We start from the raw sequence: 23,307 nt of genomic DNA, 5'->3' as shown, positions 1-23,307 counted from the left end.
TTAAGATTCCTTTCTTTCATTTCTTCTAGAATCAAGAAATTTTGCAAAAAAGTAAGTTTTATCAATAATAAGAGCAAGTAACAATTTATCTTCCTTTCTTGCATAATGAACTAACTTGTTAAATTCGGTAAAATTATTTTCCTCAATAATGTCAATAACTTGTGATAAAAACTCATCACTATTATTTGAAGTAATAAATTTATCTAATTCAAATCCACATCCTGATTCAATGTCATTGATATCATAAAGGGTTTTATCAGGATTCTCTGCATGAGTAAAATAGTCATACATACCTTTTGGTGACATAATTACTTCAATATGAGAAGGAGAGTTAAGTTTTTCAGTCAGCATTTCTGATATTTGAGAATAGCTTTTTAACGATTCGAAGTATAAAGCACCGTGTTTGTGTGATTTTTTGAACTCTCCAGTTTCTTTATTGATATCCTTATCATGCCAAGGGCTTAATATATATGGAATATGTAAATCCTCTAAGACCTCTAAATAATTTTCTGGAGCACTTTCTTTATATATAAGGAAAGCCCATTTATTAGAGCGTTTATCTTTAGTCAATATTACAACCTATATCTTTCTATATCTTTGATTAATCAATGTACCATATCTATGATTATTGATTACTGATGTAATGGGGGTCGTAGTAGCCCCATTACAAATTATTAGTTATGAAAAGGCTGTACTATTGGCGTTCACTTCGTGAGCCTAGCCAGCCTTTTCCTTACCTTCTTGTTCCAATATACCAGAGACTATTACCTTCCCTGTTTGGTGCAGAGAAATAGTAGTTAGGATTTTGATTTGAAACTTCCTCTTTAATATGTTCTTCCATGTCTTTCAATAACTTTTGAGATTGTTGTGTCTTAGGGTATTGGATATATATAATAACTGATTTATTACGGACATCCACAAGACACTTATCTATTGCCTGATTAAATTGTTCTAATATTGGATTTAACTTAGTTACAGATCTTTGATCATCTATAGATATGACAGACTCTGACTTTTCTTCCTGTTTTAGAAATTGTCTTAGGTGTCTCGTTTGATATAGAGATTTGAAATAATTCCAGAAGTTATCTTGCCTAATACGTATCATAAACTCAGTTAAAAGTAATGTGATAGGAATCATAAGTATTCCATACGTAAGGAATTTTAAGTAGTGTAAAAAAATACTTAGATATTGTAAAAAAATATTGATAAAGCTATCTAACGGTTCTATACTAATGGAGCCTATACTTATTTTTAATAACAAGACTCCAATATATAAAAACATACTAGTAAAACCAAGGAAGAAGGAAGTTTCTATGACAGAATATGTTTTTTGAAAGAAAGTGTTTTTCATATTTAGATTATTCCTTTCCTTGTGTTATAAGTAGGACAAAGTAATGGAAGTACTTGATAAGGATGTTCATTATCAATAATTTGAATCAAACCAGTCCCCTTACCTATTGGGATAACAATTCCTTCTGGGTCTAAGTCAGGGAATAGAAATTGTGTGGTCTTCTTATTGATATTTCCGATTTGAATCAATACATTTAACTGCTCACGAACTGATACTGGAATCGTATTGTGGTCGAAACGCTGGCTAACTAATAGTAGATGGACTTTAGTTGCCCGACCAAGAAGAGCAATTTGTGATAAGAGAGAGAAGAAAGAATCTTTTATTGTTCTGTTGACACCCTCGCTCAAAGCTAATACTTCATCAATGACAATAGTTAAATGGTCAAACTGATGTTCAGGATTATCATAAAGAATTTCTTGGCGTTGCTGAATGAGATTTAAGCAAGTACTGAGATTCTCATTAATTTCTGAAACAAAATCCGATTTTGAGCGATTCTTTTGGGGGTGAATCACAGCAATACCATTTTCACGAGCCCAACGAGATGGGGCGTCAAATTTGAAGTCCACGATGATGAGATCAGAAAAATGTTTTAATAAACTTAGAAAATAAGTAAGGGCATATGACTTCCCAGAACCACTATTTCCAGCGATAGCTAACGATGTCACTTTGTTAAAATTTAAAGTGAGGTTTTTCATAATTGGAAGAGTGTTTTTATCCTGCATTTTTGAAAAATCATCTAAATCTGAGATGATAAGGCGTTCGGAAACTCCTTTTTTCCAAGGGAAGAAGAGACCACGTTGTATGTGAATGTCATCAGTATCTAGCGCCATAAAATAGGCTGAGTTTTGTTTTAAGAGGGTATAACGTGGGTATAGAGCAGCATTTGCAATCAGGAAAATTTTCTGATAGAGTTCATCACCAATAATATAGCCAGCTGGCAACCGTGGAATAAACAGAAAACCATTAGACATTATAGTTGTGTCAAAGCTGTTTGTGTAGCTAGTTTCACCTTGCATAAGAGCTCCAAGCCCCATATTGAGACTTTGGATTAGGTATTGGTTTAATTCTTTTTCTGTCACTATTTAACCTCTTTAAGACCATTAGCGCGGAAGTATACATTAAATCCTACTTCACATGCTTCTAAATTATCAAATTCGATAAGGGATAAATAGTTAGGTAAATTTATCTTAGTTTCAAATTTGACTTGAAAAGGGGGAAGTCCTTTTTGTGAGAACCATGCTTTATAAGCGATAATTTCATCTGTAGGTTGATTATCTTCAAATTTTAATTGTGGTTCTAGGTCAACAGATAACAATTGAATAGCATTTTTTGAGTCAATATATTGACTAGCAGTATTGGCAGAATAGCCACTTTGACGATTTCTTGTTTTCATAGTAGTTTACCTCTTTAAATTATTTGTGTCTTAGCTAAGTACAAATAAAGTATACTGTAGGTTGTAACAAAAAATCCGCCAAAATTTTTGGTGGATAGTACCTATTTTTAATTTTTCATAAAAAAACACATCAAAAAATATTTAAAACTATCCGGTGGTCAGCAATCTTTTGCAAAGAAATGTCATTTTAGTAAAAAACATTAAATAATAAAATTTCTATATACAGTTGACATATATAGTTTAGCTATATATAATAGTGTTATAAAGTCGAACTATATAAAGGTGAATTTATGAAAAGAAACAAAAATCTCCCATTAACTGAAACAACCTATTATGTCCTATTAGCCTTAATTGAGCCAGCTCACGGGTATCTTATCATGCAAAAGGTTGAGGAAATGAGTGATGGAGATGTACGAATTGCTGCTGGAACAATGTATGGGGCTATTGAAAATCTTCTAAAACAAAAATGGATAAAATCTGTTCCAGGTGAAGACAGTAGAAGAAAAGTTTATATCATAACTGAAGCAGGCCGTGAAATTGTAGAGTTAGAAACGAATCGCTTAACTAAGTTATTGAGTACTGCAAAGTTAATTGGTTTTAAAGGAGAAAATTATGATGAAATTTAAATTATTTTTTAAATCAGTAGCAGAAGAGGAAGACTGGATAAATATGACTCAAAAAAAGGGTTTTAGATTCACTGGAGTTAACTTATTTCTTCCATCTTTATACTATTTTAAAAATGATAAAATCGAAAATAATAAATTAATAAAAATGGATTTTAAAAAATATATGTCAAGAGACAAATATATAGACTATATTACTTTATTTGAAGACAGTGGTTGGAAACATATTAATGGGAGTCGATGGGGAGGGCTCCATTATTTTCAGCAACTAAATTCTAATACTAGTTCAGAAATATTTTCAGACAATGAATCAAAAACAGCAATGGCTAATAGTTATTATAAATATGCTAGTGAGTATGCTTTCATTTTTATTATTTATTTTTTTATTTTAATAAATATCACTCCTATTGATATACTTAATCCTCAAAGCTGGTATTTAACACCTAGACTTTGGGAGATGAATGGAAAATTGTTTTGGTTAGCTTTCCTATTTGAAACACCATTTGTTTTATTAAGGATTTTGCCTTTGTTTTATATATTAATTGCGGGAATATATTATATGTCGAGAGCAGTGAAGCCCAAAATAGAAGACCATCAACCATAAAATATACTTTGAAATTAAAATTTAGAATAAAAAATGATACTTTATAAAAAGGAGATAAAATGAAAAATTTTTTTAAATTATCAGGTGAAACAATGTTCATAATGATAATATTAATTATTGGGTATTTTGGCTGGCAATTTATTCACTTTAAATCAACTACTGTTAGTCAAGAGACACTAAATACACAAATGAAAGATTTTTCGGTTGATCCCTCAGTGAAAATTGTAGGACTTGGAGAAGCTAGTCATGGGGTCGCGGAGTATCATCAAACAAAAATAGATATTTTTAAAGCATTGGTTACTAATAATAAAGCAAAAGTCTTTGTCATTGAAGGTGACTTTGGTGGAACTTTAAATGTTGAAAAGTATATTCAAGGCGGACAAGGTTCGGCTAAGCAAGTTGTTCAAGATATTGGTTTTCAAATGTATCATACAAAAGAGCTAGTAAATCTGATTGAATGGATGAGAAATTATAATGCTAAAGTTTCCAACCCATCTGAAAAATTACACTTTTATGGTATGGATATGCAACGATTTGATTTCAGTAAAAAATACTTATTTGAAGCACTAGAGTTGGCTGATCCCGAATTAAAGCAACAATATGAAAAGAAACTAAATGCTTTAAATGATAGGGATAGGACTAACCTATCTAATACAACTGTTAAAGCAGGACAGAAAGAACTTTTGGAATTAAGAAAAGAATTTATAACTGTCAAGGATAAAATAATAAGTAGAAAAGGATCTTCATATTATGAAGTTGCAAATGAGTGTTTAAACTCTCTTATCCAATACACTAAAGTATTTACGGCAAAGAACTATAATCAAAAAAGAGATTCTGTCATGTTTAGTAAAGTAAATTGGATTAAAAAGCATGAACCTAATTCTATCATTTTTATAAATGGGCATAATGGTCATATCAGAAAGTCATCGGGTGCATTATACACATCTTTAGGTAATCGATTATTAAATGAATATAAACAATCATACTTTGCTATTGGAACTGATGCGAAGAATACTCATTTCAATTCACAAACCGATAATGGCTTTAAAAAAAGTAAGGGTTATAATCAGAATGAGTTAACTGATCAACTTAAATCTACACAAGCTAAGAAATATTGGATCAAATTTTCCGATGTTGAAAATGATAATAAATGGGAAAAAATCATTAATAAAAAGCAAAGAATGACTTCATTTAACGTTACAAGTTCGTTTAACTTCATTAAGTTTTTCTATACTGAACAAATCACACCGAAAAAATCTTATGATGCATTAATAATATATGACACAGTACATCCAAGTCATTTGTATAATTAAAAAATGAGAATAAAATCGTGTCAAGTTCTTATTTTGAAATAGATTATTTGACTACATCTTTTATCTAACAATAAAAATTGTTACATATAATAACTTCATAAGTTTATTGTTAAGTACTTAATCAGGAGAGTCTACTAGTGGATTACAACTATTATGTTTGTGATAAAACATCACCTCAAAATCAAATTTTTGATTTAACTGAAATTGAGTTTAATGAATTAGAAGGTTTATATCAAACTTTCTCTAAATTTTCAAATATTGTTGATTGTTACTATAATTTTATTATATCTACACAAGATTTAATTGACTTAATAGACTTTATCAGTTCTCCTGATTGTAATAAGGAGAATAATGATGAGATTATGAAAATCTATCCCCATCTAAAATATAGATTTGTATCAAATGTTATATTTGGGAGATTACTTTTTGATAATTACCAAAACTTCTGCAAGCAATTACAAAACCCCAAGTTTAATGCTATAAAGAAAAAGTATAATAGAAACGAATCCTTTAAGATGATGAAATTATTAAGAGATTATTCCATACATTATTCTTTAGCTATCTCAGGATTAACTAGAAGTATTAGTTTTACTCAGCCCTTTGATAAATTAAGTATCTACGGTGAGAAAAGGGATTTAGAAAAGAATTATGGGGCTAATCGTGAAAACGATCAATTTTTAAAAACTATTGATCATGATAAAATATTGTTAATAGATGAGTTTTATAAGTGGCGGGATGCATTAGAGGAATTTTATTCTGAAGTGCTAGAAGTTTATGTAGAAACCATAACAGAAGAACAACAAAAATTATTCTATACAAATTTTAAATATAGAAACGGATTACCGAATCTTGTTGATTCTAAATTGTTTATTCCTGATTCTATTCATATGACTTTACCGCAAAAAAATATTCCTATAGAATTTAATGGAAAAAAATACATGGTAAGCAAAACTATAAAATTTTACACATTTAATACTCCCGCTTTAGAAGAGATAATAAATGTCTTAAATGTAAAATTGAAGGAGTAAACTAATAAAAAGAATTGGCAATTAATTATTAGAGAATCAATAAAATTGTGCATTAGGTATGAAAAGAATATTTTGAAGCAATTGAAAGTCAGAAAATTTCTAATTCTCAAGTTAATATCAAAAAATATAGTAAATAATTTCTGGGACAAATGATGTTACAAATCTAACTTAAACAAGCATAAAAGCCTTTAAATAAAGGCTTTTTATATATAGTTATATGTGTTCCCTACATAGAGAGAAGGTAGCGGTATAAGAGAATCTATAACTTTTATACTGATTTTAAAGGTTATAAAATTTAAATTTGTCACGTAAAGGAAATTGCTTAGACAACGGCATGAAGGTATCTTTCTTTGGAACATTAAAGACAGAAATGTTTTATGGGTTTGAGAAGGAATTTACTTTCCTCGAAACATTAAAAACAGCTATTTCAGAATATATCAACTACTACAACACTAAACGAATCAAACTTACATTAAAAGGACTAAGTCCTGTGCAATACAGAACTCAATCCTTAACTTAAATATTTAGTCTAACATTTGGGGGGCACTTCAATTTTCCATTCTTTTTATTAAATTTTCTAAATGTTGATTAAAAATATATACCTTCACTCTTTTTTATGATTTCTTGGAAATTTATTTACCACTTATTAAAATCTTTTGATTCAAAGTTAGACATCCCAGATTTGTTTAGAAACCTGTAATAGGATTTATTGCACAGTCCAATAACAAGTTTGTTATTTCTCTCCATAATAATTGAAAATCCTTTAAAGCATTGCATAGATATTGTTCTTCTTTTTCAAGTTTACTCAGTTTTTGGACAAATAATAAAATTGCATTTATATCTTTTAAGTACATATCAATATTATTTAGGTGAGACTTAATTTCATCATCATTGTGATAAGAAAATTCATCTATAGTGATTTGATTCCTTATGTATCCAACCGAATTAATAAGTTCAGAAAATATATACTTTTTATTGTGGAAGATATAATAACTTTCCGAAATTGTAGAAACGTAATCATCAAGTTCATTCAAGTCGGGAATAATATTGTCTATGGTTGTAATTAGTTCTTTCATATGTTTTAGTCCTCTTTATTTTTTTAGTGTCAATAATAGAGATTGATTCTAAATATTAATATTTAAAATTATTTTTCTTCAATATTTTAGATTATCAATTCTATTGTGAATTTTTATTTCTCTTTCTTGTAAAAGTCCCCATGTATGATGTTTTCTAAGAAAACTAGCTACTTATACTTATATAATAGTGAAAACATAAATATAAATCTCCCAAAATATTTGGTGGCCGATTTGTTAATTTTGTGAAATAATACATGCTAACTCTATTAACCAATCACAGATTAGGAATGAGATATACTTAGATGAAAATTCTTTTGATTCATTTGGAACTATAGTAAGGAATGATTTCAAAAAGATTTCTTTGTGTTCCTCCACAAAATACTCAATGTATTCAGGATTTGAATGATTATTTCCTAATTGCTGTAACATTGTTTGTTTGAAGAAAGAATTATTGAAGTGATTACTATATATAACTAGTTTAAAAATTTCTTTAATGATTTGAAGGCAGAACCCATCCGAGGGGAAATACATTTCTTGTGAAGTATTATAATTCAATGTTTGTAGAAAAATTTTTACTGAGTTCGTTGTTAGATTACGATTTCCATTAAGAATTCCTCGAATTGTCGAATCTGAGGAAAATTTTGTATCATCGACATCATCAAAGCCAAAATCAATAATTTTAACATGTTCGGATTTCATTCGCTCTCTTAGCGTTTGACCGAGTGCTGTATAGTATAGTTTAGATATCACATCGATATTAGACATAGGTTGCTCCTTTTGTCCAAGGAGCCACTAGGAAAATTTTATAATTGTAAATCAGATCACACTAAAAACAATTTCAAATTGAAATTAGTAAATAGAACAAAATAATTTTTCTAGTAGCTCTTCGATGCGCATCTTTTTGAACTATTAATTTATGAGGTTTTCCTCATAAATTAATAATACAATAGTCACCCAATTGAAAATTAAGTGACATTTTGTATTTATTGTGATTTTTGGTTATAATCAAACTATGAATGAAGAATTTAGTGAATTTTTAAATAAATTTTTGATAGTATTAAAAAAACAGTTTGGTATAACTTCTAAATCATTAGCTAACGTTTTAGATATTTCACCAAATACTTTGACTAATTGGAAAAAAAGTTCTAACAATATAAATAGAAAGTTGTTACAACGATTTTTAAGTTATATTGATCAATTTTATAAGACTAATTCTAAAACAATAGATTCTGATATTTCTTTGAAAAAAATAATTAATCAATTATATATTGAAACATATAAACTTTGTAATAAAGAATTATCAACTCATAAATTAAGAAAAATAAATGAAGAAAAATTACTAGATACTCGTCGGAAATATTTTAAGATAAACTTCAATAAGCTTATTTGCTTTATAAAACAGGTAGCAAATCTCTATGAAGTAGATTATGATACTGATAAATCAGATTTCTTGAAATTACAGGGATATCAAAAAAAGGAACTATATGATAATTTAATATCTCTAAAACTAATTAGTAGAAATGTACATGGATATCTTTCAGTTCAAAAAGAACTAGCAAAAATACTAGATGTTAGTGAGGCGCAAGTATCTCGTTGGAAAAACGGATTAGACTACCCGTCAAATGAGAATTTGTTAAAATTAGCTTTTTTTTGTAATAAATCTTCAGAAGTTGCATTCAGTCTCTTTGAATTGAATAATGATGATATTGCTTCAATGTTTATAAAAAGTCCATACTACGCTATGCGAATAGAGGAGTTTGAGAGAGAATATTTCGATTGCTTAAAATTAGTTATTAGTCAAACAATCGGTAAAGAGATATTTAGTAATCTAGTGAGAGAGAAGAATTATCTTCTAGCCTATGAAGACGAAGACACTGAAATTGTAAAAAAATTATTATTTAGAGATTGTATAATATTACTAAAAGAATCTTTTGATATATTGAACTTAAAAATTTCTTTTGAAAATTGGTTAATCGAACAAACTGCTTTTGGTACTGATTTTTTTTATATTAATATTGTTGAACCATTTAAACTTGATACAAATGATGACTTTTACAAGTATGCTGAAAAAATAGATGACGGATTCAAATTTTTAAGAAACTATTTAAGCTATAACCAAAGTTTTTATCTATTACGTGAATACGTACTAACTGACTATTCAATATTAAATATGGCAGTACATGTTCTAAAAATATTGCATGATAATAATCAAGACTTCTCAGAATGGTATCATAAAGAATCAGAAGTATATGCTGATAATAATTATATCCGAGAGGGATGCAGAAATTTATGTGCTTCTTTAACATCTAGGAAAAAAATTGGCGGAATTAATTATTTTGAAGCATTTTTTGAACAGTTTTGGAAATTAATATTATATAAAAATATAGCAGTCAATACAGATATCTGGCCGGTAGATAGTATTTTTCCGAATGACGGTGTTGGAATTTTATATCAAATTGAAATAAATTATAAACTAGTTGCTTCTATCATATCTAATCAAAGTAAAGAAAAAAACAATATAAATATAGCAAATTTTCAAATTTACAATAATTTACAATATTTAGAATATGGGAAAGAACTTTTTGAGGAAATTTTATTTTCAGATTCTAGTATTGAATATAAAAAAAAGTTTGATGAGAGTGGTGGTGAGTTCGATATTGTTAAAGATTTAGAGAAAAAATATCAAAAAGTACTTGATTTCCAAACATCTTGGACTTAATGTAAATACTTTAAATAACAGTATAAAAAAAGGTAAAAAATTAAAATAATTTTTTTACTTTTTTTGGTTTTGGATAGCATGTTTTTTGCTCATCTATATATTAAAATATTTGATCTATTTGGAGTAAACCAATTATTCGATATAATTATATATATTTACAAACAGATAATTAAAAACCCAACTCATTTTTTGTATTGATTGTCAGTGTTGTAGCCATTAATTTAGAAACCACTAATGTAATAAAGTCAGATAGAAGATCAAGGTTTTCAATTTCTTATAAAATAGAAAAAAAGCAAAAAATAAAATATTAAAACATTAAAACATCATTTAATGGTGAGCAAAAGAAAATTGAATTCCCTAAAATAAGGGTATTTGAAAATTCTGGCACTATAAAATCGACCTATGTTTTAACTCCATAATGATAATAATCTTCTTGAGAATCGACTTGATAATGACTATTTTTCATTTAATTCAGTTCATATTCATTTGGATGAATTATCTAATACTTTTAAACCTGCAAAACTTCACTATGAAAACTTTATAGTACCAAAATCATTTATTTCGAATAACCCTAATGAAAATCAATCTCATTTTATTTTTGTTTTACTTGAAGGTGTGGATGGTACATATAAAATGTTAATGCTTGTATATTTTTAAGATGGGACAGAGAATTATTCACTTGAGGTAATTGATAGACTAGATGCATTAAAAATAAAAATGCTGTAAACTTTCACCATTACTATGATCAATTTAAGAAATGTGAAAAATATTTGTCAGACAATAATATAATCATATCTTGAAAATAAAACAAATAGATTTTGACGTCAAAAGAAATAATAAAAATACTTCACTTAAATAGTGAAGTGTTTTATATATGTACAGAAGAAACCATAGTTTTCTATTTTTTGTCTTATTGTAATAAATTTAAGCGATTTTAGTTGGTCTTAGTAAATTTTAAAAGGCTTAAAATTAACTTTTCTGACGATTTCGAGACTTAAAAAATCGTGGAATAAGTTTTGCATATTCCTTATAAGATTTCATTCTCTTTAGTAAAAGTGATTACTGTAATATTATAGCATAGGAAGGGAGGAGTTTCATAAGGTTAAGATAATATTGAATTAAGTTAGTAGATGGATAGTCTATGTTTGTTCAAAAGACTAAACCAATCAGAGAGGATGCTTCTGAGATGGTAGTAAGATCTTAAATTATTTCAAAAGAATATTATGCTATAATAGGTTTATTAACGATAAAAACATATATTTACAAGAATTTTAGATAGAAGGAGATTTGAATAGTTTAACTATTCAATTGGAGGAAAGATGTAGGCTCTATGATTGTTTAGTCAGATATGACTCATAACTAGAATTTTAAAAAAAGGAATGTAAATATATGTTTAAACAATCGTATAAAAGTAATATTACTCTGCTTGGAGCAAGTGAATTACTTAGTTTTTTTGGTATTACTTCTTTTTGGCTTTTATTTTTAAGTCAAAATGGAATGAGTCTCTTTCAAATTGGTCTCCTTGAAAGTTTATTTCATGGAACGAGTCTTATTTCTGAGGTTCCTTCAGGAATGTTGGCAGATCGTTTTACTTATAAGACTAATTTGTATTTTAGTCGTCTTTCAACTATCTGCTCAGCTTTTCTAATGCTAATGGGGAATGGCAATTTTTGGATATATGCCTTAGGAATGATTATTGGTGCCTGGTCATATAATTTTGATTCGGGAACAACTAGTGCAATGCTGTTTGAGTCTTCAAAAGAAGCCGAACTTGAGGAAAAGTATTTAAAGTATACTAGCTTTATTTCGGGAATTTCCGAAGCAACTAGAGCTCTAGGAATGGTTTTAGCAGGTTTCTTTGTACATGGTTTTTTGGATATTACCTATATGATTCAGATAGGCTTATCACTTTTAGCAATATTGGTTATTTCGTTTATGAAAGAGCCGAAAGTTAAAAAACAAAATGAAGTTAGTTCAACTTTTGGAGATATCTATAAATCGGTCTTAATGACATGTAAAACCAATCCGAGATTAATAAAGTGGATGGTAATCAGCCAAACACTAGTTACATTTACCTCAATGTTTTATTTTTATTATCAAAATGAAATGTCTCATTTACAATCATGGCAAATTAGTTTAACGATGTTAATCTCTTGTTGTATCAATATATTCGGTGTTTGGATTGCCAGTAATATTGGTGAAAGATTGTCAGCAAGACAAGTCTTTAAGATGATAATCCCCATTTCAGCGATCTTATTTATTTTAGCTATATATGCTCATCCAGCCATTTATGTTGTCATCTTCATAGTTAGTGATGGACTTGTGGCTATGTTTATGCCTATTTACAATAATGACATCCAACATGAATTTGAAACTTGTAACAGGGCAACTATGTTAAGCGTTAACGCTATGATTGGAAGCTTGATAATGATTTTTATTTTTCCATTAATGGGTATTATTATTGATTCTTTAAGCTTTTCAATCGCATTTATGTATTTAGGAATTTTCCTTTTATTAGTGAGTATTGGGATATTCAAATTTGTTAAATAAAAATAAAAACTAATCAGACAAAATTATATTTGCTGGTTAGTTTTTTTAGATGTAATATTTGGATTTTTACGTTTATACAAGATAATTTATTTATTCGCGTGCTTAGGTTAGAATTCTACTCCAATATAATATTATTTTTAAATAAGTTGTCTGATTAGATAATTAATGAGAAAATAACAGAAATAAATTAATATTAATTTCAAAGTCTCACAATAAGGCTTTTTTAGTAGTTATTTGAGATAAAAATTATATAATATAATTAAAATATTTTTAAACAGCTAGTTTATTGCTGTAGTTAGTTTGGATAATAATTGAGAATGTAAAGAAATTTGTCAAGTCACATCAATAAGGACGAATAATGAAGAATATAATTTTAGAAACTAGGCGATTTATTTTATTAGAATGGGATGGCAGAGATTTATCTGAGTTAAAGTCGTTTTTGCAAGACGAAGAAGTGATGTGGGCTTATGACAAGAGTTTTACTGATCAAGATTGTCAGAACTGGTTAGATTGGAATTTGAATTCTTACCGTGCTTATGGATTTGGTCTGTGGAAAATTATTGATAAAGAAACTTCAGAGGTCGTAGGTGAATGTGGCATTACAATGCAAACTGTTGAAGGAGAAAATTACCCTGAAATAGGTTACCATCTTAAAAAAGAGTATTGGAATAAAGGAATTGCGACAGAAGTTGCTAAGGCAGTACGAGATTATGCTTTCGAAGAGCTAAACCTTAAGGAACTCATTATTATCAGTCGAGATATTAATTTACAGTCAATGAATATTGCCATAAAATCAGGATTTACTATTAAAAAAAGATTTTTGAAGAATGCTAGAATTCCTCATTTTATGTTTTACTTGAAAAGATAGGAATGTGATATGTTACCTTATTATGTTGTGAATGCTTTTACCAATAAGGCGTTTAGTGGCAACCCTGCGGGGGTTGTGGTTTTAGATGAACCGATTAAAGAGGATTTAATGCAGAAAATAGCTAAAGAAAATAAACTATCTGAGACTGCATTTGTTTTAAAAGAAAAAGATCTATATAAGATTAGATGGTTCACACCAGAAAAAGAAGTGGATTTATGTGGACATGCGACTTTAGCAAGTACCTTTGTTATTTCACGATTTCTTGAAAATAATGTAAATCATATCACTTTCTCTTCAAAGTCAGGACTTTTAGAAGTAACTATTGAGGGTGACGAAATAACCTTAATTTTTCCAATGGTGGACGTTAAGCAAGTTCCAATAACAACGACGGTGAGTGAGACTATTGAGTCTGAAATACTGGAAGCTTATCGAACAGCTGATGAAGAGCATCTTGTTTTATATCTGGAAAATCAAGAATCTATAGAGAATTTCAAAATTGATTTAGAGAAAATTAGTCAATTAGCACCACATGGAGTGACACTTACAGCCCAAAGTTCAGAAAAAAATATTGATTATGTTCTTCGTTACTTTGCACCAAATTATGGTATCAATGAAGATCCTGTCACTGGCTCAGCACAAACGCGTCTAGCACTAATTTGGGCGATAAAACTTGGAAAAAAACGATTAATAGCTAAGCAATTATCTGAAAGACAAGGGTTGATGATGATTGATTTGGAAGAGAATCATGTTAAAATATCAGGACAAGCTAATTTATATCTGAAAGGTAGTATTGATATTTAGTACTTGAAAGCTAACAATTTTAGTGAAGTAGGAGTATACTAATGAGAAAAAGAGAAATGAAACTCGAACTATATAATAATAAATGGCCAGAGCAGTATCAAGAAATTAAAGAAGAACTTACTAAACTATTAAGTGGACTAGAATTAGAATGTCATCATTTTGGGTCAACTTCAATCAAAGGTATGACCTCTAAACCGATTATTGATATACTCATATTTGTTAAGAATATTAATATGGTAGATACTTATAATGATTCCATGTTGCAATCTGGATATGTTGCTAAAGGTGAGAATGGGATTCCTAGAAGAAGATACTTTGTTAAGTATGCAAAAGACGAAATAAACCATATAGTACATATACATTTTTATGAAAAGGGAGATCCGAAAGGTTTACAAGAGTTACGATTTAGAGATTACTTAAAAGAAAATAGGATGGCATTCAAACGTTATTTAGAGGTGAAAGTCGAAGCGAGTGAGAAATATAAAGATAATCCAGAAGCCTATCAAAATCATAAGTCTACGGTTATTGATGATATTAATAAAGAAATTGCAAAGACAAAAGCTTTTAAATAAACCTAGATAAAAAATCAATGAACTATTCGACTTAAGAAGAAAACTAATAGATATTAAAAAATCGTTTTACATAATTTTGTAAAACGATTTTTCTTGTGTATAAAAGATATTGCCTTTGTCTATTTTTTGTCTTATTGTAATAAATTTTAGTGTTTTTAGTTTAATTTAGTGATCAAAGGAAGGCTTTGAAGTAGTATTCCTGATGATTACAAGACTTTAAAAATCGAGTAACAAGTCTGCAAATAAAACAAGATATAATTTAGTTATTCAAAAAAGATTTTTCTCTTTTCAATACGAAATATATTGATGTTGAAAAGAGAAAAGAAATTATAAAAAATTTACAGCAGATATTAGTCCTAGTTTAAAAAAGTTAATAATGCAAATAAATCTCACAATATTTTGGGGTTTATTTATTTTTAGCTTTTTTACTTCACTATTTATTAGTTTTTTTGTCAAGTGTAAGAGTTTTGAAGTATAATATTAATAGATAAAACGAATTGAGGAAGTAGTATTGGCCGAATCATATATCTCAGATTTATTGCCAGCTAAGTTTAGAAAACGTCATCAATTGATGCTTTATTTATATGACATTTTAGTTGATATATTGGTTAAGGCTGATAAATATAAATTATCAAGTTTGTCTTTTAGATATACTGATGAGATAGACGAGAAATCTGACATTTTTGATGAACTAGAGAGACAAAAGGATATAGATATTTCTGAAAAAGTCTTTGTTCCTCATATATTCTTTTCAATTCTACGAGACTTAAATTATTATCTTTTTGAATCACTGAGCTGCATCGAGAGGGGAAAGGTAACGGTTGCTTTTTCACTTGCTAGGAAGCCTTTACAGGATAATTTATTCTATTTAAGTTGGATACTAGTTCAACCACTTGAATTTTTAGGAAAAGTGCAATATGGAAGTCCTAAAGAATATGATGTTAGTGATTTAAAGGGGAAGAAAGATTTCACTATTGATTTGTTCTCAAAAGCGAAGGTATTAGTTCAATCTAGAAATACTGCACTGGATTTTATTCAAGAATTAGTTAATCCAGAATTGCTATATGATGTAATATACAATCGTAAGGCTGAAAATAGTTTAACTAGTGCATTTGATAAATCAATTCATTTGGTGACTAGAAATCAAAATTATCCCACCGAGAAGCGAAATCTTAATTTTATCTTTGCAGATGATGAAATTTGGGATGATTTTTGGAATTTGTATTACGAAAAAATTCCATATGTTCTACTATATTTAGTGGAGGTTATTGTTGCTATTTTTGAAAAATATGTAGATATAGATAAGAAAACATCAGAGTTTAACCGATATATCAGAAATTTGAAGATAATATTAGCATTATCAGAGGATGATAATAAAGAATTAGAGAACATTTTTGATTTAATATTTAGCAGTGACCATCTTAGTATGACCTGTGATGGGTGTGGCAAACAATTTGAATTCAATACATCTTTAGTGAATGAAATAAGAGAAGATAATCTTTACACTTGTCAGAAATGTGGTTTTGTAGAACGATTAGGACAATATTTTGTGAGCGACGAATTGTTAAGTAGTCATAGAAAGATTTTGATTGATAACATGGATAATGATAATTGGAAGTTGGTTTAATATAAATAATGCTACTACCATCGTAAACTTTGAAGTTGAAAAAATATGAAAAATTTCTGATTAACAGTTAGGAAAGATAATATGACATTTAAAAATTATACTTGGGATAGAGAGTTTGAAATTAAGGGTTATTTTTCAGAATTGCCCGAAGATATTGTTAATGAAAATAATTACTTAAGTGGTATTTTACATTACTCTCCTAGAGAAATAATTTTGGAATTATTTGGTGAATTTCTAGAGGAGAAAGATATTTCATATGGATTTGGAAAACACTTAGAAAAGATATATGGGTATTCTAGTAACGGTAATATCTTAATTTTAAATACTTACGGAGAACCAAGTGTAATCTCTACTTACCCTGGATTCCCTATTACCAAATATCGTGTAAAAAATTTTAAGATATATAACGTATTTTATAATGAAATTGATGATTTTGATGGTAGACCTGAATCTTTTAAATCTTTAATTAACAAACTAGACTCTCAAGAAATTAAAGACTATAAATTTAGTTTTGAACATATTGAAGAATGGATCGAAAAATCATTAGTAACCATTAAGCATGGTGATAATCAAACCATTTTTGAGAGTGCTGTAGACGAATATCAGTCAACAAAAGTATTAATAAAATCACTTGGGATGAACTTTGAAGATATGGCAACACTACATTCTTCGTTTACGACTACTTCATTTTCAAGTGATTATTTCATCAAACTTACCTCGGATGATTCAAGTATAAGATGTTTCGATGAATTCTATCAAGCTTCTCGTAAATTTAAAGAATTTATTGAAATTTTATCAAATATCCCTTTATCGTTTACTAATATTGAATTTCTAGTTGATTATAAAATGTTAGAAGATAAGCGTTTGCCGATTATAGAGGGGAAGTACTTTGTTCAGCATGCTAGAAAGTCTAAAAAATGGGGACATTCTCGACAAGATATTTCTTTGAGGAAACTTGAGGATAACTTTGAATTTATTTTAAATCATTGGTTTGATAAATCTGAGATGCTTGAATTTATAGTGAGACAATTTTCAAAAAATCTTCATGGTGATTTATATTTAGAAGACCAACTAATTGATGCTATTAGGAATTTAGAAGTTTATTCGAGAAATTTTAAGAATTTTAGAATTCCACAATATCTATCTGAGATTGAAAAAAACGCTAAACAATCTTTGATTAAGTTTATAAATACACATATTTTAGAAGATGTTAGAGAAAAATTTAGGAACAGATTAAAATTCAAGAAGAAAGAGCCTAGTCTTTCCGAACGTTTAAAAAATTTATTTGATTCAATAGATGAAATTAATCGGACTAAAATTTTTTCGAACTGTGATAGAGAAGTACTAATAACAAAATTGATTCAAACACGTAATTATTATACTCATGGTGATTCAAAAGATAAATATCCAGAAATGATAACGGATGTTCATGAGATGTATGATACCAAATTGCTTCTTCAAAAAGTTCTGAGATATTATATCTATCAAGAATTGAATATGGAATATAAGTATGAAAATTTCTAAATAAATAAAATAGCTTCCCTCATTTTGAAGGAAGCTATTTTAGTACAACTGAGATACTGTCTTTGTCTATTTTTTGTCTTATTGTAATAAATTTAAGTGATTTTATCTTAATTTAGTAAATTTAAAAAGGCTTAAAATCAACCTTTTTGACGATTTCAAGACATAAAAAATCGTGGAGCAAGTCTTGCATATTCATCATAATATTTTTTCTTCTTAGTAAAAGTGATTACTGTAATATTATAGCATAGGAAAGGTGGGGTGTCATAAGGTTAAGATAATATTGATTCATGTGGTTGACTGAATTGAGAAGCTAACATCAAATTTCTGATTATCAGAAAATAATGGCTTGGAATTTTCTTGCTATTATAAATTGGATGTGATATATTTATAACAAGTAAAAGTGATATATTTATAACAAGTAAAAGTGATATATTTATAACATGTGAAGGGATTTAATCTCATGAAAAATAACAAATTTCTCTTAATTGGTTTGATTGCTATGATAATAATCATAGATGTTAATTTATTATTTGGTAGTAATCGTTTATCTGCTCATGCAAAATTTTGGATATTATTAATAAGTAGTGTGGCAGAACTCTGTTCTATTTTTGCAATGGCAGTTTTTAAACCGTCCATGCAAAATCTAAAGGAACCATTTGGCTTAAAAGCAAAATTTTATTCAATCGTTCTATTCTTGGCAACGACGCTTTATACCATTGGTATTTGGAATATGACACCAGCTACACCTAATTTAGTTAAGGAAACATTACTAGGTACAGCCATTATTATTCAGTTGTCACTTTTGGTTTATTTTTGCTTAAAGAAAACTAAGGAATTTCCGGATGAAAGATTTTATAGCAATCTGGCTATTTCTGCATCTTTAATGTTTGTTATTGCTTTAGCGGTTTTAATAATGATTGCTTTCTATATTCAGTTTGTCGGTAGCTTGAGCTTACTTCCGGGTTATATCTATATTCTGATTGGTTTGTTGCTTTTAATGTTTGCTCTTGCTTATTATTATTTTGAAGAACGGAGGTAGTGATGGGAAAAGAAACAAAAATCATTACTTCTTTGAAAGAAATAAGAGAAAGGAATGGGATGACACAACAAGAATTAGCTGATTGCATTGGTGTTAGAAGAGAGACAATTGGTCACTTAGAGAATAATAGGTACAATCCATCTCTAGAAATGGCCTTAAAAATTGTAAAAATCTTTGATTTAACCGTTGAAGAAGTTTTCCATTTAAGAAACGAGGAATAGTTATGAAAGAAATGGTTTGTCACTTTTGTGATGGAAAAGAATTCATCACAATGAAACAACATAAGGGCTACGCGGGCTTATTACCCCTCCACAAACCTTTAGCTATGGGGATAGAAGTCCATCATGAGGTCTGCAAAAACTGTGGAACAATTGTTAGAAGCTATATTGCTGATTTGGATAAGATAAAGTAACTACAATAGTCATTGTTACTAAATAAGGTATCCATTTCAAAAGGACTCAATTTGAAAGTTACTTTTGAAAATAGAAAACTGGAAAAATAGGATGATCAAAAAAGATTACATTCTATTGATTAATAAGTGTTTCATCTCTCACCAATCAAGTTATAAGCAAAGACAAGGCAGATTTCCTTTGTCTTTTTATTATTATTTCAGGATGCCGTCAAGTGGTTTTCTCCTTTTTTCATATCAAGAGAGTAATCTCGTAATCAAAAAGATGAGATGAAAAAATTACAAAATACCTCTTACATTAATCTTCAGTTAATAGTTCTTTTTTATACTTAGGCTAGAGATAAAAAAGAGGTGAATACTGATGAAAAAATGTCTGATTTTGTTCTTGTTCATTTGTTTAGTTTTTTCAGATTTGATGCCTGTTATGGCTATGGATAAAGAAGACTTTTCAAGGCCACAAGTGATTGAAAGCCAATTAGCCGACTATCTTAAGAAGCGAAAGGATACAAGGGCTTCAGTCTCAATTGCCCTTTTTCGAGACGGGCAAGTAACCTTTCAGAAACAGGCTGGTTATATGGATTTAGAGCAAAAAATTCCAGCTAGTCAAGATTCCATTTATGAATGGGGATCCGTTTCTAAAACATTGATTTGGGTGTCTATGATGCAGTTGGTTGAAGAAGGAAAACTAGATTTAAACCATTCTGCTTTATCCTATCTTCCCAATAACTTTAAAAAACAACTTCATCTAAAATACGACTTTACCTTATTGGATATGATGAATCACCAAGCAGGATTTCAAGAAACAATATATCCGATTGAATACCCATCAGCAAAAGAGATTATCCCTTTGAAAAATCTTTTGCTGAAAGCCAATCCGGGGCAAGCTTATCAACCGGGGACAGTGACCGCTTATAATAACTGGAGTGCGGCTCTAGCAGCCTATATTGTTGAATGTCAAAGTGGCCAGGACTTTTATTCTTATGTTCAAAAGCATATTTTCGCACCACTAGGCATGAGCAAAACAAGCATCAAGCCAGATTGGTCGGATAATCCTTTCGTGCAAAAAGGCAGACAAAAAGGCCGGTCGTATGCTATCACAACCGACGGCAAAGAAAGTTACGGAAAGAGTATTTCTTACATTGGTCTCTATCCAGCAGGCTCTTGCGCCGGTACCCTTGCAGATTTTGCGCGTTATTGTAGCCAATTTACCGCCTCAAATAGTCCCCTTTTCAAAAAAGCCAGGACACTTGAGCAGTTTAAAAAAGCCAGCTTAACTTATAAAAATTCAAATGAAGGTCGGGTCTATCATGGCCTTTGGCGCCTTGATTATGGCCAAACCTTAATTGGACATGCCGGCAATACCAATGGTTATTCTTCCGCCTTTTGGTTTCAACCGCAGAGCAATACAGGCTATTGTGTCATGACCAACGAAGTTGGGGAAACCACATATAATTACGGACTGGCGGAGCTTTTCTATGGAGCTTATAAGAAACCCTTACATACATCTGAAGAATTAACGGGCATCTATACCCCCGCAAGAACTGTCGAAACTGGCTTCGCCCGCTTCTTTAAGTACACCGCAGGCATCTTACCCATCCAAAAAAGCAAAAAAACAAACGTCTATCAGGTTCCAATTGTAAATGCCAAAATTAAGAGCTTGGGCAAGAATATCTATCAACAAGATCAAAATGGTTTGAGTGTCTTATTGCGCTATCAGCCAAAAGAGCAGCTGATTGAGAATTATACCAGTGATTACTTCAAACTAGGTAAAGGCGAGCTTGTCACGGCAGTCATTTCCTTCTTGGCATTGGGATTAAACCTCATTGTTTTACCCATTGAGTTATTAGCTGGGCTATTTCAAAAAATAAGAAAGAAAAAAAGCAGTCAGAATGTCAAATTGATGGTGGTGGCCGAACTGGCGGCAACGCTGGTGTCTGGAATTGTACTCTTCCTCTTAGCCAGCACCTCTTACTATAGCAGCTTAATCGGCATAGGGATTTGTTGCCTATCTTGGGCACTAGTCATTATCATCTTGACCTCACTGGCCTTACAGCTTTATAATGAGAGTAAGAAATGGTTTAAATGGCTATTATTAAATAGTCTGCCAATGATATCGCTAGTGGCAATCTTCTTTTTCCACCTTTACCATCTATAGAAGGGACTTACATGACGCCTTATCACCTTTTAATCTGCGATGATGAACAAGAAATTATTGATATCTTAAAACTTTATTTGCAAAGTGGTCACATGCAAGTGCTTGAAGCTCATGATGGGCTTGAGGCTTGGCAGATCATCCAGCAAGAAAAGGTTGACTTAGCAATCATTGACCTGATGATGCCGAAAATGGATGGTTATCAGCTGATTGCTAAAATTAGAGAAAGCCATACATTTCCCTGCCTGATTCTGTCTGCGAAAACACAGTTAGAGGACAAGCTGCAGGTCTATGATTTAGGGGCGATTGACTATATTACCAAACCTTTTGAACCTAAGGAGGTTGTGGCTAAGGTAAAAGCCCAGCTCAGTATCAGACAAGGACATGAAAACAAAATTGTCTTGGATGAGGTCACATTAGATTTGGACCAAGTCATCGTATCCAAAAATGAGCAGCACTACCCACTGACAGCTGTTGAATTCACCATCTTACAGATGCTTATGGCTTCGCCGAAACAAGTCTTCACAAAGGCTCAGCTCTATGAAAAAGCTTGGCAACAAGACTATAGTTATGATGACAATTCCTTGCGCGTGATCATGAGTCGCTTGCGAGATAAGGTGGGTTCAAAACATATTGAAACCATTAGAGGACTAGGATACAGGTGGAAAAGATGAAAGATGTGCGGCGCAAAATTATTATTCTATTTCTGATATCAGTCATCGTCTTTGATAGCTTAAATATGATTTCAGATGGTCTCTTTGAACTGTTGCTGCGGAAATTTCCAGATGACAGTTTGCCATTTAATATTGTCGGATTCTTCAATATTTTAGCCAGTATTATCTTAATTACCATCATTTCCTATTTTTTCATCCACAAGCTCGACAAAATTGTAGATGCTGAAATGGCTCGTCGCCTAGAAGCGGAGCACCTCTTATTTGCCTCAATAGCACATGATGTTCGGACCCCTTTGACCTCAGTCAGAGGCTATGTCTCCGCCCTAAAAGATGAGAAAATTGAGGAAAATCAAAGACAAGAGGTCTATCAAAAAATCCAGACAAAAGTTGACAAGACCACCTCTCTACTAGAGCAATTAATGCTGTACACCAAACTAGAGAGCGACACTAGCGAAAATCAATTTGAGCCCCTGGATCTCAATCAAATAGCTAAACAAGTCATAAGTGACTCTTATGACATTATCGAACATCATGCCATTGATTTAGAGATGGCATTAGCTGACAAAGCCTTAGACATGCAGGGCAATAAGGAACAAGTATATCGCCTCATTGAGAACCTCCTACTCAATGCTTGCTACCACAATGAAAAAGGGAGCAAAATTTGCATTTCCAGTAAAGAAGACAAGAAGAACGTTTATTTGCTGGTTTCTGACAATGGAAAACAACTAGCGGTTGGAGCTTTAGAAGAACTGACAAAACCATTCCACAAAGAAGATAAGGCAAGAAAAACAAAAGCCAATTCTAACTTTGGACTAGGTCTTGCTATTGTTAAGACCATCGTCGAACACCATCACGGAAGCATTGATGTCATCAAAATGCCTATTCCCTACACAAAAGCTTTTCAGGTTAGCTTTCCTAAAAATAACTAAATGATTAACAGACCACTCTCAGGAGTGGTCTGTTAGTGATTAGGATTGTGAAGAA

23 protein-coding genes and 1 pseudogene are annotated in these 23,307 nt (G+C 30.2%); 18 read left to right on the top strand and 6 right to left on the bottom strand.

The annotated features are described in order from the left end of the window. From A9Q68_RS07015 to A9Q68_RS07000, 4 genes are all read right to left on the bottom strand, one after another. The gene (locus tag A9Q68_RS07015; protein ID WP_071793975.1) at positions 1 to 570 is read right to left on the bottom strand and encodes a replication protein; all 570 of its coding nucleotides are present in this window, start codon (positions 568 to 570) and stop codon (positions 1 to 3) included. Between the two features lie 163 nt (positions 571 to 733). Further along, complete coding sequence (locus A9Q68_RS07010) at positions 734 to 1,138, bottom strand: hypothetical protein (RefSeq protein WP_240494212.1); 405 nt, start codon at positions 1,136 to 1,138, stop codon at positions 734 to 736. A gap of 215 nt (positions 1,139 to 1,353) precedes the next feature. Beyond that, on the bottom strand, positions 1,354 to 2,430 hold the full coding sequence (locus A9Q68_RS07005) for a cell division protein FtsK (RefSeq protein ID WP_071793973.1): 1,077 nt from the start codon (positions 2,428 to 2,430) through the stop codon (positions 1,354 to 1,356). Next, positions 2,430 to 2,744, bottom strand: coding sequence for a hypothetical protein (locus A9Q68_RS07000; RefSeq protein WP_071793972.1), 315 nt, complete (start codon positions 2,742 to 2,744; stop codon positions 2,430 to 2,432). The genes A9Q68_RS07005 and A9Q68_RS07000 overlap by 1 nt, the downstream gene beginning before the upstream one ends. A gap of 290 nt (positions 2,745 to 3,034) precedes the next feature. Between A9Q68_RS07000 and A9Q68_RS06995 the strand changes: the two genes are divergently transcribed. The 5 genes and pseudogenes from A9Q68_RS06995 to A9Q68_RS06975 form a co-directional block, all read left to right on the top strand. Next, positions 3,035 to 3,370: a PadR family transcriptional regulator gene (locus A9Q68_RS06995; RefSeq protein WP_071793971.1), complete on the top strand. Its 336-nt coding sequence runs from the start codon at positions 3,035 to 3,037 to the stop codon at positions 3,368 to 3,370. After that, positions 3,357 to 3,971, top strand: coding sequence for a DUF2812 domain-containing protein (locus A9Q68_RS06990; RefSeq protein ID WP_071793970.1), 615 nt, complete (start codon positions 3,357 to 3,359; stop codon positions 3,969 to 3,971). The genes A9Q68_RS06995 and A9Q68_RS06990 overlap by 14 nt, the downstream gene beginning before the upstream one ends. A 59-nt stretch (positions 3,972 to 4,030) precedes the next feature. Then, on the top strand, positions 4,031 to 5,284 hold the full coding sequence (locus tag A9Q68_RS06985) for an erythromycin esterase family protein (protein WP_071793969.1): 1,254 nt from the start codon (positions 4,031 to 4,033) through the stop codon (positions 5,282 to 5,284). 137 nt (positions 5,285 to 5,421) lie between these two features. Next, a complete protein-coding gene (locus A9Q68_RS06980; RefSeq protein WP_165605225.1) occupies positions 5,422 to 6,312 on the top strand; it encodes a hypothetical protein in 891 nt (296 codons plus the stop codon). Positions 6,313 to 6,610: 298 nt separating this feature from the next. Continuing rightward, a pseudogene (locus tag A9Q68_RS06975) lies at positions 6,611 to 6,832 on the top strand (IS3 family transposase); the annotation flags it as partial. 166 nt (positions 6,833 to 6,998) lie between these two features. Here the strand turns inward: A9Q68_RS06975 and A9Q68_RS06970 are convergent. Further along, entirely contained in the window at positions 6,999 to 7,388 is a 390-nt protein-coding gene (locus A9Q68_RS06970; protein WP_071793967.1) for a hypothetical protein, read from the bottom strand. Between the two features lie 234 nt (positions 7,389 to 7,622). Continuing rightward, positions 7,623 to 8,153, bottom strand: coding sequence for a hypothetical protein (locus A9Q68_RS06965; RefSeq protein WP_071793966.1), 531 nt, complete (start codon positions 8,151 to 8,153; stop codon positions 7,623 to 7,625). Between the two features lie 247 nt (positions 8,154 to 8,400). Between A9Q68_RS06965 and A9Q68_RS06960 the strand changes: the two genes are divergently transcribed. The 13 genes from A9Q68_RS06960 to A9Q68_RS06900 all read left to right on the top strand — a co-directional run bounded on the left by A9Q68_RS06960 (position 8,401) and on the right by A9Q68_RS06900 (position 23,252). After that, positions 8,401 to 10,107, top strand: a complete 1,707-nt coding sequence (locus A9Q68_RS06960; RefSeq protein WP_131814171.1) for a helix-turn-helix transcriptional regulator — start codon at positions 8,401 to 8,403, stop codon at positions 10,105 to 10,107. Between the two features lie 1,389 nt (positions 10,108 to 11,496). Next, positions 11,497 to 12,657 carry an MFS transporter gene (locus A9Q68_RS06955; protein WP_071793964.1) on the top strand — a complete coding sequence of 387 codons (1,161 nt, stop codon included), beginning with the start codon at positions 11,497 to 11,499 and terminating at the stop codon, positions 12,655 to 12,657. A 358-nt stretch (positions 12,658 to 13,015) separates the two neighbouring features. Then, positions 13,016 to 13,525: a GNAT family N-acetyltransferase gene (locus tag A9Q68_RS06950; protein ID WP_206281801.1), complete on the top strand. Its 510-nt coding sequence runs from the start codon at positions 13,016 to 13,018 to the stop codon at positions 13,523 to 13,525. 9 nt (positions 13,526 to 13,534) lie between these two features. Then, the gene (locus A9Q68_RS06945) at positions 13,535 to 14,326 is read left to right on the top strand and encodes a PhzF family phenazine biosynthesis protein (RefSeq protein WP_071793963.1); all 792 of its coding nucleotides are present in this window, start codon (positions 13,535 to 13,537) and stop codon (positions 14,324 to 14,326) included. A 41-nt stretch (positions 14,327 to 14,367) separates the two neighbouring features. Further along, on the top strand, positions 14,368 to 14,898 hold the full coding sequence (locus A9Q68_RS06940; RefSeq protein WP_071793962.1) for a GrpB family protein: 531 nt from the start codon (positions 14,368 to 14,370) through the stop codon (positions 14,896 to 14,898). Between the two features lie 511 nt (positions 14,899 to 15,409). Then, the gene (locus tag A9Q68_RS06935) at positions 15,410 to 16,525 is read left to right on the top strand and encodes a hypothetical protein (protein ID WP_206281800.1); all 1,116 of its coding nucleotides are present in this window, start codon (positions 15,410 to 15,412) and stop codon (positions 16,523 to 16,525) included. 81 nt (positions 16,526 to 16,606) lie between these two features. Continuing rightward, a complete protein-coding gene (locus tag A9Q68_RS06930) occupies positions 16,607 to 18,049 on the top strand; it encodes a HEPN domain-containing protein (protein ID WP_071793960.1) in 1,443 nt (480 codons plus the stop codon). A gap of 460 nt (positions 18,050 to 18,509) precedes the next feature. Beyond that, positions 18,510 to 19,088 (top strand): hypothetical protein, encoded by a 579-nt coding sequence (locus tag A9Q68_RS06925; protein WP_071793959.1) that lies wholly within the window; start codon positions 18,510 to 18,512, stop codon positions 19,086 to 19,088. Between the two features lie 2 nt (positions 19,089 to 19,090). After that, entirely contained in the window at positions 19,091 to 19,309 is a 219-nt protein-coding gene (locus tag A9Q68_RS06920; protein ID WP_071793958.1) for a helix-turn-helix transcriptional regulator, read from the top strand. A 2-nt stretch (positions 19,310 to 19,311) separates the two neighbouring features. Further along, positions 19,312 to 19,500 carry a hypothetical protein gene (locus A9Q68_RS06915; protein ID WP_071793957.1) on the top strand — a complete coding sequence of 63 codons (189 nt, stop codon included), beginning with the start codon at positions 19,312 to 19,314 and terminating at the stop codon, positions 19,498 to 19,500. Positions 19,501 to 19,858: 358 nt separating this feature from the next. After that, the gene (locus tag A9Q68_RS06910; protein WP_071793956.1) at positions 19,859 to 21,652 is read left to right on the top strand and encodes a serine hydrolase domain-containing protein; all 1,794 of its coding nucleotides are present in this window, start codon (positions 19,859 to 19,861) and stop codon (positions 21,650 to 21,652) included. Between the two features lie 11 nt (positions 21,653 to 21,663). After that, positions 21,664 to 22,323, top strand: a complete 660-nt coding sequence (locus tag A9Q68_RS06905) for a response regulator transcription factor (protein WP_071793955.1) — start codon at positions 21,664 to 21,666, stop codon at positions 22,321 to 22,323. Continuing rightward, on the top strand, positions 22,320 to 23,252 hold the full coding sequence (locus A9Q68_RS06900; protein WP_071793954.1) for a sensor histidine kinase: 933 nt from the start codon (positions 22,320 to 22,322) through the stop codon (positions 23,250 to 23,252). The genes A9Q68_RS06905 and A9Q68_RS06900 overlap by 4 nt, the downstream gene beginning before the upstream one ends. Positions 23,253 to 23,307: the final 55 nt, after the last annotated feature.

The sequence above is a fragment of the Streptococcus bovimastitidis genome, from assembly GCF_001885095.1.
GTDB lineage: Bacteria > Bacillota > Bacilli > Lactobacillales > Streptococcaceae > Streptococcus > Streptococcus bovimastitidis.
The sequence above is the reverse complement of the archived record's forward strand: the minus strand, read 5'-3'. Positions and strand labels throughout refer to the sequence as shown.

Coding starts and splice junctions, on each gene's coding strand:
- A9Q68_RS06990 (WP_071793970.1), top strand. CDS start 3,357: ATGATGAAATTTAAATTATTTTTTAAATCAGTAGCAGAAGAGGAAGAC.
- A9Q68_RS06970 (WP_071793967.1), bottom strand. CDS start 7,388: ATGAAAGAACTAATTACAACCATAGACAATATTATTCCCGACTTGAAT.
- A9Q68_RS06950 (WP_206281801.1), top strand. CDS start 13,016: ATGAAGAATATAATTTTAGAAACTAGGCGATTTATTTTATTAGAATGG.
- A9Q68_RS06910 (WP_071793956.1), top strand. CDS start 19,859: ATGAAAAAATGTCTGATTTTGTTCTTGTTCATTTGTTTAGTTTTTTCA.
- A9Q68_RS07010 (WP_240494212.1), bottom strand. CDS start 1,138: ATGATTCCTATCACATTACTTTTAACTGAGTTTATGATACGTATTAGG.
- A9Q68_RS06925 (WP_071793959.1), top strand. CDS start 18,510: ATGAAAAATAACAAATTTCTCTTAATTGGTTTGATTGCTATGATAATA.
- A9Q68_RS06915 (WP_071793957.1), top strand. CDS start 19,312: ATGAAAGAAATGGTTTGTCACTTTTGTGATGGAAAAGAATTCATCACA.
- A9Q68_RS06960 (WP_131814171.1), top strand. CDS start 8,401: ATGAATGAAGAATTTAGTGAATTTTTAAATAAATTTTTGATAGTATTA.
- A9Q68_RS06955 (WP_071793964.1), top strand. CDS start 11,497: ATGTTTAAACAATCGTATAAAAGTAATATTACTCTGCTTGGAGCAAGT.
- A9Q68_RS06940 (WP_071793962.1), top strand. CDS start 14,368: ATGAGAAAAAGAGAAATGAAACTCGAACTATATAATAATAAATGGCCA.
- A9Q68_RS06900 (WP_071793954.1), top strand. CDS start 22,320: ATGAAAGATGTGCGGCGCAAAATTATTATTCTATTTCTGATATCAGTC.
- A9Q68_RS07000 (WP_071793972.1), bottom strand. CDS start 2,744: ATGAAAACAAGAAATCGTCAAAGTGGCTATTCTGCCAATACTGCTAGT.
- A9Q68_RS06920 (WP_071793958.1), top strand. CDS start 19,091: ATGGGAAAAGAAACAAAAATCATTACTTCTTTGAAAGAAATAAGAGAA.
- A9Q68_RS06995 (WP_071793971.1), top strand. CDS start 3,035: ATGAAAAGAAACAAAAATCTCCCATTAACTGAAACAACCTATTATGTC.
- A9Q68_RS06965 (WP_071793966.1), bottom strand. CDS start 8,153: ATGTCTAATATCGATGTGATATCTAAACTATACTATACAGCACTCGGT.
- A9Q68_RS06945 (WP_071793963.1), top strand. CDS start 13,535: ATGTTACCTTATTATGTTGTGAATGCTTTTACCAATAAGGCGTTTAGT.
- A9Q68_RS06930 (WP_071793960.1), top strand. CDS start 16,607: ATGACATTTAAAAATTATACTTGGGATAGAGAGTTTGAAATTAAGGGT.
- A9Q68_RS06985 (WP_071793969.1), top strand. CDS start 4,031: ATGAAAAATTTTTTTAAATTATCAGGTGAAACAATGTTCATAATGATA.
- A9Q68_RS06905 (WP_071793955.1), top strand. CDS start 21,664: ATGACGCCTTATCACCTTTTAATCTGCGATGATGAACAAGAAATTATT.